Origin of the sequence: Melioribacter sp. (genome assembly GCF_049325435.1) — a bacterium.
Classification (GTDB): domain Bacteria; phylum Bacteroidota; class Ignavibacteria; order Ignavibacteriales; family Melioribacteraceae; genus Melioribacter; species Melioribacter roseus.
Window position 1 is genome coordinate 25,399 of sequence record NZ_JBMOLD010000016.1, and the last position, 13,674, is coordinate 39,072.

The 13,674-nt window shown below is 43.3% G+C and carries 8 protein-coding genes and 1 riboswitch; of the genes, 5 read left to right on the forward strand and 3 right to left on the reverse strand.

The annotated features are described in order from the left end of the window. The first annotated feature begins 77 nt into the window (after positions 1 to 77). From thrA to metX, 3 genes are all read left to right on the forward strand, one after another. The gene (thrA, locus tag ACOYVE_RS12870; RefSeq protein ID WP_014856195.1) at positions 78 to 2,534 is read left to right on the forward strand and encodes a bifunctional aspartate kinase/homoserine dehydrogenase I; all 2,457 of its coding nucleotides are present in this window, start codon (positions 78 to 80) and stop codon (positions 2,532 to 2,534) included. 68 nt (positions 2,535 to 2,602) lie between these two features. Further along, a riboswitch (SAM riboswitch) is annotated at positions 2,603 to 2,719 on the forward strand. A 75-nt stretch (positions 2,720 to 2,794) separates the two neighbouring features. Next, the gene (locus tag ACOYVE_RS12875; RefSeq protein WP_014856196.1) at positions 2,795 to 4,102 is read left to right on the forward strand and encodes an O-acetylhomoserine aminocarboxypropyltransferase/cysteine synthase family protein; all 1,308 of its coding nucleotides are present in this window, start codon (positions 2,795 to 2,797) and stop codon (positions 4,100 to 4,102) included. Between the two features lie 64 nt (positions 4,103 to 4,166). Further along, positions 4,167 to 5,291, forward strand: a complete 1,125-nt coding sequence (gene metX / locus ACOYVE_RS12880) for a homoserine O-acetyltransferase MetX (RefSeq protein ID WP_014856197.1) — start codon at positions 4,167 to 4,169, stop codon at positions 5,289 to 5,291. A gap of 262 nt (positions 5,292 to 5,553) precedes the next feature. Here the strand turns inward: metX and ACOYVE_RS12885 are convergent, their stop codons facing one another. The 3 genes from ACOYVE_RS12885 to ACOYVE_RS12895 all read right to left on the reverse strand — a co-directional run bounded on the left by ACOYVE_RS12885 (position 5,554) and on the right by ACOYVE_RS12895 (position 11,041). Next, positions 5,554 to 7,680: a S46 family peptidase gene (locus tag ACOYVE_RS12885; protein ID WP_014856198.1), complete on the reverse strand. Its 2,127-nt coding sequence runs from the start codon at positions 7,678 to 7,680 to the stop codon at positions 5,554 to 5,556. Positions 7,681 to 7,764: 84 nt separating this feature from the next. Beyond that, on the reverse strand, positions 7,765 to 9,885 hold the full coding sequence (locus tag ACOYVE_RS12890) for a S46 family peptidase (RefSeq protein ID WP_014856199.1): 2,121 nt from the start codon (positions 9,883 to 9,885) through the stop codon (positions 7,765 to 7,767). 871 nt (positions 9,886 to 10,756) lie between these two features. After that, positions 10,757 to 11,041 carry a hypothetical protein gene (locus ACOYVE_RS12895; RefSeq protein ID WP_014856200.1) on the reverse strand — a complete coding sequence of 95 codons (285 nt, stop codon included), beginning with the start codon at positions 11,039 to 11,041 and terminating at the stop codon, positions 10,757 to 10,759. Between the two features lie 183 nt (positions 11,042 to 11,224). On the opposite strand from ACOYVE_RS12895, the gene ACOYVE_RS12900 reads away from it, so the two are divergent. Together ACOYVE_RS12900 and ACOYVE_RS12905 are read left to right on the forward strand one after the other, a co-directional pair. After that, positions 11,225 to 13,258: an alpha/beta hydrolase family protein gene (locus ACOYVE_RS12900; protein WP_014856201.1), complete on the forward strand. Its 2,034-nt coding sequence runs from the start codon at positions 11,225 to 11,227 to the stop codon at positions 13,256 to 13,258. A 12-nt stretch (positions 13,259 to 13,270) separates the two neighbouring features. Next, entirely contained in the window at positions 13,271 to 13,609 is a 339-nt protein-coding gene (locus tag ACOYVE_RS12905; protein WP_014856202.1) for a YkvA family protein, read from the forward strand. Positions 13,610 to 13,674: the final 65 nt, after the last annotated feature.

The following is a 13,674-nucleotide window of genomic DNA, read 5'->3' on the forward strand; positions in this document are numbered from 1 at the left end:
AAAATTTCCGGGGTAAACTTGTATATAAAACTTTGCTGTATTATAGTTGCAGAAGTTAATCTAAAAAGGTTGTGAAAATGAAGGTGTTAAAATTCGGCGGCACTTCCGTTGGCGATTATAAAAATATTAAAAGCGTTACCGATATAATCGAATCGTATATAAAGAGAAAAGAAAAAATAATTGTTGTATGTTCCGCAATGTCGGGAGTTACCGACGCGCTTATCGAAACGGCAATGAAAGCAAGCGGTAAAGACGAAGGATACAGGGAAAGTTTTGTTAAAATTAAAGGCAAGCATCTTACCACGGCGAGCAGATTAATACCTGCCGACAAAAGAACTAAAACTAACGATTATCTTAAACAGAGATTTGCCGAACTCTACGAAATATTCAAGAGTCTTTATACAATCGGCGAACTTACTCCTAAAACGCTCGACGAAATTATGAGTTACGGCGAAAGGCTCTCCTGTTTTATTATTGCCGAAACTTTAAAATCCCGCAAGATTGAAGCAAGCTTTGTCGACGCCAGGGAATTAATTAAGACGGACGAACAATTCGGAAACGCAAAAGTTAATTTTGAAACAACAAACAGCCTGATAAAAGAACGCTTTAAAAAATCGAAAGAAGTTCCGATCGTAACCGGCTTCATAGCGTCGACTGTCGAAGGAATTACGACGACGCTTGGCAGAGGCGGCTCGGATTATACGGCTTCTATTATCGGAGCCGCGTTAGACGCAGATGAAATTGAAATATGGACGGACGTAAACGGCATAATGACGGCGGATCCGCGCAAGGTTCGAAACGCTTTCCCCTTAAGAGCCGTCACTTACGAAGAGGCTATGGAAATGTCGCACTTCGGCGCTAAAGTAATTTATTCTCCAACCATGCTTCCGGCTTTGCAAAAACAAATTAAAATACGCATCAAGAACACGTTCAATCCGTCTTTCAGAGGAACGCTGATACTGCCGCGCGAACCTCAGATACAATTCAATATGAAAGGAATTTCTTCGATCGACGATATACATCTGCTGCAGGTTGAAGGCAGCGGCTTGATTGGAATCGAAGGAATATCGTCGCGTATATTCGGCGCTCTCGCCTCGGCTAAAATTAACGTACTGATGATTACGCAGGGCTCCTCCGGTCATACGATTTGTATAGCCGTTATGCCGTCGGTAAGCAAACTGGCAAAAAAGGCGATCGAAAACGAACTTAAACTCGAGATTTATGAAAAGCAGTTGAAAAAAGTGGAAGTGATCGAAAATCTGTCCATGATTGCCGTTGTCGGCGAGGACCTTTTGAATACTCCGGGCGTTTCGGGCAAAGTCCTTTTTGCGCTCGGTAAAAACGGAATCAATACGATTGCCATAGCGCAGGGCTCGTCGCAGTTGAATCTTACAATGGTAATTAGGAAAGAGCAACTCAAAAAAGCTCTCAACGTACTGCACGAATCTCTCTTTATCTCGGAACAAAAAAATATAAATGTCTTTCTTGCGGGACCCGGCAACGTGGGTTCCAAATTTATCGATTTGATCGTAAAGCAACATGAAAACATAATAAACAATATGTCGATTAACTTGCGTTTCGTGGGGCTAGCCGACAGCAAAAAGATGCTCTTTGATGAGGAAGGAATCGATCTGTCGAACTGGAAAGAATTATTAAAAAAATCGGGTCAAAAATCGAACGTCAGAAAATTCATCGAAAGAATGAAAGAACTCAACCTTTCTAATTCAATTTTTATCGACGCGACCTCGGGCGATTTATTCGTGCCTTATTATAATGAAGTATTATCCTCCGCAATATCGATCGTAACTCCGAATAAAACTGCAAACTCGGCACCGTACAAAGAATATAAAAATCTTATTGAGACGGCGCATAAATACAATTCCGAATTCAGATATTCCACAACCGTGGGCGTCGGATTGCCTACTATAGACGTTATAAGAAATTTGATTGAAAGCGGCGACGAAATTATCGCTATCGAAGGCATGTTTTCGAGTACGATGAATTTTATTTTGAAAGAATTTATGAACGCCGGCATGAAGATGAGCGAAATAATATTAAACGCAATCAAAAGCGGCTTTACCGAACCGAATCCTCGGGTCGACTTTTCCGGAGAAGACGTGGCAAAGAAATTGTTGATATTAATCAGGGAAACAGGCAAAGAATACGAACTGAACGACATAGATATAAAACCGCTTTTGAAGCTGCCGCCGAAAGGAGCGCATTCTTTCATAGCGGAACACATTAAAAAGTACGATAGTCATTTTGACAAATTAAGAGACCGGGCAATAAAAGCGGGAAAAGAATTAATATATATGGCAAGGTACGACCGGGGCAAGAGCGCGGTAGGTCTTGAACTAATCGATAAGACGCATCCTTTTTACGGATTGAGTTCAAAAGAAAAGATTGTAGCGTTCAGAACGAGATTTCATTACGAGCATCCATTGATTATTAAAGGACACGGCGGAGGTCCGGCAGCAGCCGCCGCCGGAATTCTTTCCGACGTTTTGAAAATTTCCAAATACACCATAAAATAATTTTTTTCTTGACTGCAATCGAATAATAAATTATATTTGCACCCAATTAATTGTTCTTAACATTTGTTGTCTTATCAAGAAAGGTCGAGGGAACAGGCCCGATGACGCCTTGGCAACCATCCCGTCTTTAAGAGGGAAAGGTGCTAATTCCTGCCCCAACTTTAATGTTGCGGGGAAGATAAGAAAGAGTTTTTTAATCGAACCTCTTCCGGAATCTTCCCGAAGAGGTTTTTTTTTATCTAAAATCAGCAGGAGAACATATGAGCAAGAAATATCGTTATGAAACATTACAACTGCACGCAGGTCAGTCGCCCGACAAGGCTACCAATGCGCGTGCCGTTCCAATATATCAAACAACTTCTTATCTTTTCAACGATTCGGAACACGCCGCAAATCTTTTTGCTTTGAAAGAGTTCGGCAATATTTACACCCGTATAATGAATCCGACTACGGACGTTTTCGAACAAAGAATAGCCGCTCTCGAAAACGGCGTTGCGGCATTGGCAACTTCTTCCGGTCAGGCGGCTGAAACGCTAGCGATTACAAACCTGGCTCAAGCCGGCGATAATATCGTAACCACAAGCTTTTTATACGGAGGGACATACAATCTCTTCAAAGTTACATTGCCGCGTCTCGGGATTAATTTTAAGTTCGTAAATTCCGACGAGCCGGCAGAATTCGAAAAAGCAATCGACGAAAAGACAAAAGCGCTCTATATCGAAACCATCGGCAATCCGCGATTGAATGTCCCCGACATCAAAGCGCTTGCCGACCTGGCTCATTCTTATAACATTCCGTTGATTGTCGACAACACATTCGGAGCCGCCGGTTATCTTTCGACTCCGATTGACCACGGAGCGGATATTGTAGTAGCGTCGGCTACTAAATGGATTGGCGGGCACGGCACGTCGATAGGCGGAGTAATAGTCGATTCGGGCAGATTCGATTGGGGCAACGGAAAATTTCCCGTATTCACTGAACCTAGCCCCGGATATCACGGATTGAAATTCTGGGAAGTATTCGGCAAAGATTCTCCGTTCGGAAATATTGCGTTTATTATAAGGGCGCGAGTGGAAGGCTTGAGGGATTTCGGTCCGTGTCTCAGTCCTTTTAATTCATTCTTGCTGTTGCAGGGTCTGGAAACTCTTTCGTTAAGAATCGAACGCCACTCACAAAACGCATTTAAACTTGCTCAATGGCTCAGGAACGATTCCCGCGTTTCGTGGGTATGGTACCCGGGATTTGAAGACAGTCCTTATCACGAGAATGCAAAAAAATATCTTAATCATAATTTGTTCGGCTCTATGGTCGTCTTTGGAATTAAAGGCGGACTTGAAGCCGGTAAAAAATTCATCGACAGCGTCGAACTGTCGAGTTTGTTGGCAAATGTGGGCGACGCTAAAACTCTGGTTATACATCCGGCGTCGACTACGCATCAGCAGCTTTCCGAAGAAGAACAAAAGACTGCCGGCGTTACGGAGGATATGATCCGCGTTTCCGTCGGACTTGAACATATAGACGACATCATCGAGGATTTCGACCAGGCATTGTCGAAAGCCGTAAAATAAATTAAACTTTGAGGCTGCCGCTTTATTGACGGCAGCCGCGTTTTTTCAAACGGATTCTGATTATATGACTGCAAAAACAAAATACATTAAACTCTACGTCGACGAGCCCTTAAAGCTTCAGTCGGGCGCGCAGTTAAAAAATATCAACGTAGCGTATCAAACTTACGGCTCGCTCAATAAGTCGGGCGATAATGCAATCTGGATATACCACGCTTTGACAGGCAATTCCCATGCGGCGGGAATTATAACCGACGAGGAAGTTGAGAATTCCAAATCGTATGAATTCCTTTTTAAGTACAATAAAATGTTCCTCAGCAAAGCCGGTTGGTGGGATCCGCTAATAGGCCCCGGCAAGTTGTTCGATACAAATAAATATTTTGTAGTATGCAGTAATTTCCTGGGAAGCTGCTACGGTACAACGGGTCCGGCGGATATAAATCCCGAAACAAACAAAAAATACGGACTGAACTTTCCGAAAGTTACCGTAAGGGATATGGTAAAAGTTCAGAAGCGACTCGCCGATTATCTGGGAATAAAAAAAATAAAAGTGGCTACAGGCGGTTCGCTCGGCGGTATGCAAACTTTGGAACTGCCATTAATGTATCCAGGATTTGCCGACAGCATAGTTCCGATAGCCACTTCGGCGGGACATTCTGCATGGGCAATAGCTCTCAACGAAGTAGCGCGTAATTCAATTACAATCGATCCGTCGTGGAATAACGGTAATTATAAAGAACAGCCTTATGCGGGACTTTCGAACGCGCGTAAAATTGCAATGATAAGCTACCGATCGATGATTTCATTCGAAAAAAAATTCGGACGGAAGAAAGTCGATTCGACCGGCGATAAATTTCAAATACAAAGTTACCTCGACTATCAGGGGGAAAAGCTTGTAAAACGTTTCGACGCAAACGCATATTTATACATTACATGGGCAATGGATTCTCACGACGTAGGAGAAGGCAGGGGCGGCATTGAAAAAGCTCTTGCGTCAATCGATATACCGGCGCTCTGTATCGGAATAAACACGGACGCGCTTTATCCCGCCGAAGAACAAAAGCAAATTGCAGGTATGTTGCCGAATTCCGAATATGCAGAAATCAGTTCGATACACGGTCATGATTCGTTTTTGATAGAATTCGAACAACTCGAAAAAATCATCGGCGGCTTTTTATCAAAACATATTTGAAACGGATTATTTATTCAAAGTATTTCATCTAATTCTTATAATGTTTATAAAACCGTATGGAAACGCAAAAATCGGGCGTGCTGAAGGTCAGGTGTGCAGGAGTGCAGGCGTTCGGAGCGTTGAAGTGGGGTGTGCTGGCGTTCTTTGTTGTATAAATTTGAATGTCAAACAAATAACTCCAAAACCACGAACTTCCAAACAAAGAACTCAAAAACTAAGAACGTTGAACTCCCAAACCCTGAACCCCAATACGAAGTACCCTTTACTCCGCAGTTCCCGTTTCGAGTTCTTTGATTAATCGTTTGGTCTTAAATACGTATTTAAGAGATTCCATTAAACCCCATGAATCCGTAGCCACCGCTCTGTTGTTCGACTCGAGGAAAATGAAATCTCCCGCCAGGCTTTCCAGATTGCCGTCGTGCACCAGACCTACGACTTCCCTGTTAATATTGATAACGGAGCTTCCCGAATTACCGCCGACAATATCATTAGTGGACGCGAATCCTACGGGTATGGCAAGGTCCAGACTGTCGGGAATTGTGCGCCATCTTTCGTGCAGACCCCACGGATAATCTTTTCTTCCAAATGAGTTCCATCTGTCGTAAATGCCGAAGAATGTGGTTTTGGGAGGAGCTATTGTGCCGTTGTATTCATATCCTTTGATTCTGCCGTCGGTAATTCTTAGCGTGAGAGTCGCGTCGGGCGGTATGCGATCTCCGTAAACTTCATATGCGGCTCTGCCTAATTGACCGAGCAGTACTTCCAACGAAGTGTCGATTTCGTTTACCTTTCGTCTTAATGCAGAAAGCTTATCGCGCGTATTTATTATGAACGATATAAACGGATCGTTCGAAGAAAGAATTTCATCGGGCGTAAGGGAAACCAGTTTTTCGTATGCTGTTTTGTCTTTGAAAAACGTCGTCGACATTACATGCGCCAGAGCTTCGTCGCCCGGTTTACCTTTATAAATCTTGAGCGTTAACGGGTGGTTGTTTTCGAGAATGCCCGTTACATAATTGATGTGCGCTTTTACGAGTTTTCTCTGTAAAAGCGTATCGATATTTTGCGGATAAATTTTCCGGAGGATATCTTCCGGTTTTTCGTTCCTGTATTCAGGCAGTCTCTCTTCTTCGGGTAATTTCATCTGTTCGGCGTACGTAATAACTTTTTCCGCCATTTCGAAATAAACGGATTTGATAAAAGGATAAATTGTAAAAGCGGCAAGTTCGTCGGCGTATTTATATTGCTCGTTTGTAAGTTTTTCTATAGCATCCCAAACATGCCCGTATTTATTATTGAGTTCCGCATTATTTATAACGGCGCTTTTAAATTTCCTTTCGAAATCTTCTTTCTTTTTCATTATTAACGGATCTTTGAGAGCCAGGAGTCTGCCTGCGTACGATTTTCTCGCATTGCCCCAGCTCATAACGGCGTTAAGCAGCGAGGACTGTTCTTCGGGTCTCGTCCGGAAAAGGTCGTAATAAACTTTGTAAACTTCATTGAACATCGACAGATAGTAAGGATAAACTTTGTCGCGTAAAAACGTCAAACGCGAAACGGGCAATAAACGTCGGGTGCTGCCGGGTCTGCCTATTACAAAAACGGGTTCGTTTTCTCCGGCTCCTCTTTTACTGAAACGGAAAAAGTTTTTCGACTTTACCGGTTTGTCTTTTTCATAAGCTCTCAAAAACATAAAGTCGAGCTCGTAACGGGGATAAGTGAAATTATCCCAGTCCCAGCCGGTAGATGCAATCTGAAAATCGGGCGACATTACAAGACGTATGTCGTTATATCTTTTGTAAGCATAGAGCGAATATTTGCCGCCGTGATAGAGTTCGACTACTTTACAAAGCAGTCCAGTCTCTTCGGAGTATTTCTTTTCGAGTTCGGCGATTTTATTCTTTTTAATTTCGATTTTAATACTGTCGTTTGCGCCCTGATTCATCGCGCCGATAATTTCGTCGGTAACGTTATAAACAGCTGTCAATTGATCGACGAACAAGCCGTCGATTTTCAATTCGTCTTTCGGGGTTTCGGCATAATAACCGTCGCGTAAATAATCTTTTCCTTCGGGCGACAGCCGCGTCAGATATCCGCGCGCGCAATGATGGTTCGTCATTATCAATCCGTCTTCCGATACGAATGCGCCGGAGCAGCCGTTGCCAAACTGAAGCGCGGATTTCATTACGTCTTCAATCCATTCTCCGTCCGGTTTAAATCCGTATTCCGATTCGAAATAATCGACCGGGACCGCGTCGAACGTCCACATTTTACCCATCTCTTCGAGAGAGGATTCCACTTTGTTTAAATCGACCGGCTCGTAGATCGACTGCGGTTTTATTGAAACGGAAAGAATAAAAAACAAAACGAAGCTTAATTTTATCTTCATGACTTTACCCCGGAAGTATTTTTAAAATAAAACTGCCCGAAGTTTTTACGCTCCGGGCAGATAAATATAAATTATAATTCTTTATTAATCTACTATTTTGCCGGCTTTCAATTCGTCGGCTATTCTTTTGGCTTTATAGACTTTGTCGATTGAATGAACTATTGCTCTAACATCGACCGCAACGCATCTGTTGTTATGCGGCATATAAATGAAGTTGCCTACAATACTGTCCATATTGCCGTCGAAAGCTAGACCTACAACTTCTTTGTTTTTGTTAATGATGGCGCTGCCCGAATTGCCGCCTACTATGTCATTGGTCGAAATGAAATTCAAAGGAGTCGACATATCGAAATCGTCGGGCAAATGCGTCCATATTTCGTGCAGGCTCCACGGATATTCTTTGTTGAACGAGTACCATCTGTCGTACAATCCGTAAAACGTTGTAAAGAGAGGAGCTTTTGTGCCGTTATAATCGAAGCTTGCAAGTTTGCCGTCGCTTATTCTTAGCGTAAAATTTGCGTCGGGCGGAATCGATGTGCCGTAAATTTTGAAGATTACCTGCCCGAGCATATCGTCGTAAATTTCCGTCGTGTTGGAAATTTCTTCCGCTTTTTCTCTCAAGTCTTTCAGTTGTTCCTGGCTCTCTTTAATAAAGACGATTAACGGGTCGCCGGAATTGAGGATTGCATCGGCGCCTTCTTTGGCAAGCTCGATAACTTTATCTCTGTCGTCGATAATTGAGTTTTTCAACAAATATTCGGCGGCGTCTTTGCCTTTATTGTTTCCGAAAAGACTGCGGATGTAATTGTCGTCGTCGCCCAATTGCATTCTCATAAAATCAGCCCAAACGGCAAGTTTGGTATTCTCGATCAGATTATCCAATTCTTCCGGATAAAGACTTTGAATCGTAGAATCAAGTTTGTCGCCTTTATAATCGGGCAGTCTTTCTTCTTCCGGCTTTTGAAGCTCGTTGGCAAAATCAACGAGTTTTTGCGCTATCGAAAAATATTGAGGCGTAAAACGGCGGTTTATCGTATAAGCCATAATTTTCGGGCCGTATTGACGCAATTCTGTTTGAGTCTTTTCGATGTTTTCCCAGATAGTTCCGTATTTTTCTTTCAGTTCGGGATTGTTCCATACAGCTTCCTGAAGTTTTCTCTGGAAGTCCTTTTTGCGTGCCATCAAATAGGGATCGGAAAGACCTTTGTAAATTGAAGTAATGACTTTTTGAGCGTTGCCTATGTTAACGCGGATATCTTCGAATTCTTCGGCTCTTTCGGGCGCGACGGTTTTCAGTTTTTCGAGTTCATTGTAGTAAGTGTCGTAAACGAAAGCGTATCCTCTGTAAACTACGTCGCGGATATATTCGAGCTGGGCTACCGTTTTGAGGCGCTGCGTGGAACCCGGATTGCCGACGGTAAAGATCGGTTCGTTCGGATCGATGCCGTTTAGAGTGAATTTGAAGAAATGCTCCGGTTGAACGGGCTTGCCGTTTTCGTAAGCGCGGTAGAGCGTAAAGTCGAGATTGTAACGGGGATATGTAAAATTATCGAAGTCGCCCCCGAAATATGCAATTTGCATTTCGGGCGCGAAAACCAGTCGAATGTCGTCATAGCGTTTGTAACCGTAGAGAGAAAATTTGGCGCCGTTGAAAAGCGATACCACCTGAGCTCTCAAACCGGTTTCCTTTTCGAGGTTTTCAGTCAGTTCTTTGATTTTTTCTTCTTTGTTCTTTGCTTTTTCATCGGCGGTTTCGCCTGTTTCCGCAGCGGCTTGAACTTCTTCGGTAACGTCTTTAATGAAAACCAACTGATCGGCGTAGTAATTCGGAATTCTAATTTCGTCTTCCAGGGTTTCCGCAAAAAAGCCGTCGGCAATTAAATCTTTTTCTTTAGTCGACAATTCTTCCAGTACCCGGCGTGCGCAGTGATGATTTGTCATGATTAAACCGTCGGCTGACACGAACGACGCCGTACAGCCGGGCAGTCTCAGCGCCGAAAGTCGTACGTCTTCAAACCACTCTTCGTTTGTTTCGAGTCCGTAGGCTTCTTTGAAATGTTCCACGGGAGGATAGTCGAACGACCACATTTTACCAGTGTCGAATTTCTGTGACTTTACTGTGTCGAGGTCGATTTGCGCGTTAATATTGAAAGCAAATGCGGTAAATGTAATTAGTAAAAATATTCGATTGATAAATTTTTTCATCGGTTCACCCAAATTTATTATTGCTGTTATCAAAAAATAAGACAGTTAATATTTATAACCAAAGATGAAATGATAAAGTTTGGAATTGAGTTAGGGAATAGGGGTTAGGGATCGGGGATTAGGGGTTAGGGAGTTCAACGTTCGTCGTTTGGGAGTTCAAGGTTAGGTGTGTGCTTAGGGATTAGGGATCAGGGGTTAGGGATTAGTAATTCTTGGTTGATGTATAATATTCGATTGTTTCTGGCGTTTAAGATGAACCTGTTTTTTAACGAAGAACTTAGAACGCCAGCACTCCCGCACACCCGAACAACGAACCTGCCTACCGGCAGGCAGGCGCCAGAACTCCCGTACGCTCCCGTCTTTGCGAGGAGTGAGCTTTATGCGAGCGACGAAGCAAACTCACATGAATGTGTGAGATTACTTCGTCCCGCTAAAGCGGGTCTCGTAATGACATTACGGACATAAGTAAGTCTTTGCGAACGAGCGGAGCGAGTGAAGCAAACTCAAATTAAACAGTTGAGCGCCAAGGTCGCAAAGGACACAGTTTTTCTGAGTTCGCCAAAACTAATGAAGATAATATGACGCACTGTCTTTCTGAGCCCCGTTTTAACGGGCAAAGAATCTCTGAATACGATATGCATGCTGATAAAAAAGAACTGACAGATTTTTCGTCATCCCGCCAAAAGCGTGATTCACTCTGAGCAGCTACTTTCATCATAATGACAAATATCGGGAAACAATCTTTGCCAACAAGCGTTCCCTACGATGCACATTATGAACAATTATCTCGTCTTTGCGTGGATAGGGCAAAGCAAACTCTTCTGAATGAATCTGGTCGTATAGGATAAGTTTGCAGGTTTCGTTCGAGCGGTTAAATAAAAATATCCTTCGAAAAAGAGGGGGAAAGATTGCGCTCTTCCTTTGCGTCGCCGCACAAGCTGCATTTTTTGACGTAGAAAATAACAGGCTCTTCGTCTTCGTAAACGGGAATAAAATTTACTATCGAATAACAATGTCTGCACTGGATTATATGATGCGTAACGGTTTTACTGTTGCAGGCGGGACACATAAATCCAAGCGCTTCGGCTTCTTCGATTGATCCTGCCGGGAAAACGCTGCCGCAGCCCGAATTGTTGCATACAATTAATAATTTCAATATGTCTTATCCGGAAATTTTAATCGCTCCATCAAATATATTCCAAATAAAATATTACATCTATGCCAAAATTTATCACGGCATAAAATCGGTAGAAAAAGCGAACGATTATGTAATTTCTTGTTCCATTTCCTTCCGGCTTTTTATAATTTAAAAGCGGTGAAATTACAAAATGGAGTCGTCATGAAAAGTGTTGCAAGAACATTATTAATATTGGCAATAACGGCGCTTGCGGTTACGGCGCAAAAGAGAGCAATGACCGCGGAAGATTTATGGGCGATGAAACGAATCGGAAGTTTCGACCTTTCGCCCGACGGTTCGCTGATTGCATTCGACGTTACGACCTACGACATCAATCAAAACAAAGGCAATACGGATATTTATCTTGTTAATTCCGACGGCACAAATTTGCGTCCGTTAAAAGCTACGCCGGAAAACGAGAGCGCTCCGAAGTTCTCGCCCGACGGCAAATCGATAGCTTACGAATATAAAGGTCAGATATGGTTGTGCGATTTAAACGGCGGAAACGACAGGCAATTGACAGACATTTATACCGGCGCTTCGGGTATGGTCTGGTCGAAAGACGGAAAGAAAATTTTGTTTGTTTCGGAAGTCTATCCCGATTGTCCCGACCAGAACTGCAACGAACAAAGAGATCAACAAAAAGAGGAAAGCAAAGTAAAAGCCAGGATGATTACCGAATTGATGTTCCGTTCATGGAATCGCTGGCGGGGCGAAAAAAGGAGCCACCTCTTTTTGTACGACCTCGACAAAAACGAATATTATGACTTGATACAGGGCAGCAAATCCGACGTGCCGCCCGTCGATCTTGGAAGCGTTCAGGATTATACGTTTTCGCCCGACGGCAAAGAAGTCGCATTTGTAATGAATACGGATAAAATGCCGGCAATCAGCACGAACAACGACGTTTTTGTAATCAATCTCGAAGACGTGAAAAAAGGAACTCCGGCGCCGTATAAAAAAATATCCGTCAGTCAGGGAAACGATAATCAACCGGTCTATTCGCCGGACGGAAAATTTATCGCTTTCAGATCGATGAAACGCGCAGGTTTCGAAGCCGACAAACAAAACATAATGATTTATAACAGAGCCTCGGGTTCGTTGACCAATATTACCGAAAAGATCGATCTTTCAGCGGGACAGATTGTCTGGTCGCCCGACGGAAAATATATCTATTTCGACGCCGCCAACGAAATTTACAATTCTGTTTATCGTGTTAACGTTTCGAACGGAAATCTTTTGATGTTCGTAAAAGACGGCGTTAACAATTCGATGATAATTTCGAAAGACGGAGAAGAAATTTTCTTCAAACGCCAGAAAACCACAATGCCCTACGAAATATTCGCGCTTAAAACCAACGGCGGCGGCATAAGAAAAATAACCGATATCAACGGCGAATTGCTCGCCGGCATCGAGTTCAACGAGCCGGAGACTTTCAGGAGCGAGGGAGCCGAAGGCGCCAAAGTACAATCGATATTAATAAAGCCGCCTTTCTTCGACCCGAATAAAAAATATCCTCTGTTGTTTTTAATACACGGCGGACCGCAGGGACATTGGTCGGACGATTTTCATTATCGCTGGAATCTTCAGATGTTCGCCGCCGGAGGTTATGTGGTTGTAGCGCCGAATCCGAGAGGCAGCACAGGATACGGACAAAAATTCGTCGATGAAATCTCAGGCGACTGGGGCGGCAAAGTTTATATCGATTTGATGAACGCTTATGATTATGCGCTCGATAATTATAAATTCATCGACTATAAAAATACATTCGCAGCGGGAGCTTCGTACGGCGGTTATATGATAAATTGGATCCTCGGGCATACGGACAGATTCAACGCGCTTGTTTGTCACGCCGGAGTTTTCAACCTGGAAAGCATGTACGGGACGACCGAAGAGCTGTGGTTCCCCGAATGGGAATTCAAAGGAACACCGTGGACGAACAGACCGTTATACGAACTCTGGTCGCCGCACAGATATGCCGATAAATTTAAAACTCCCACCCTCGTAATCCACGGGGCAAACGATTTCCGCGTGCCGGAAGGACAGGCGTTCGAACTATTTACAACTCTGCAAAGGAAAGGCGTACCGAGCAAATTTCTCTATTTCCCCGACGAATACCATTTTGTAACGAAACCTCAGAATGCACTATTGTGGTGGAAAACAATCTTTGATTGGCTCGACGAATATAAAAAATAAGGAGGGAATAAAATGAGTTATGAAATTGACGATATAACAAAGGAATTCGATACGCCGGAAAAAGTAACGGAAGGCGAAAAAGTTGTTGAAGAAAAATTGTGGGAAAAACTGGAGCGCGTCGGCAAAAAAATTAGTTTTGCAAAAGACATTAAAGCGCTGTACAAATACATGACCGATCCGAACGTTTCGTGGTACAGGAAGTCGATCGTGGTGGGAGCGTTGATCTATTTCATCTCGCCCATCGATACGGTTCCCGACCTGGCTCCGTTGATCGGCTATCTCGACGACCTAGGAGTAATAACAGCCGTGTTAAAATTTTTGGGACACGAGTTGATGAGTTATTATGAATAAAAGTTATTAAAAAGGCGCATGTTATAAATCATAACCGGCATTCTGCGGGATTCGGCGTTATTGAG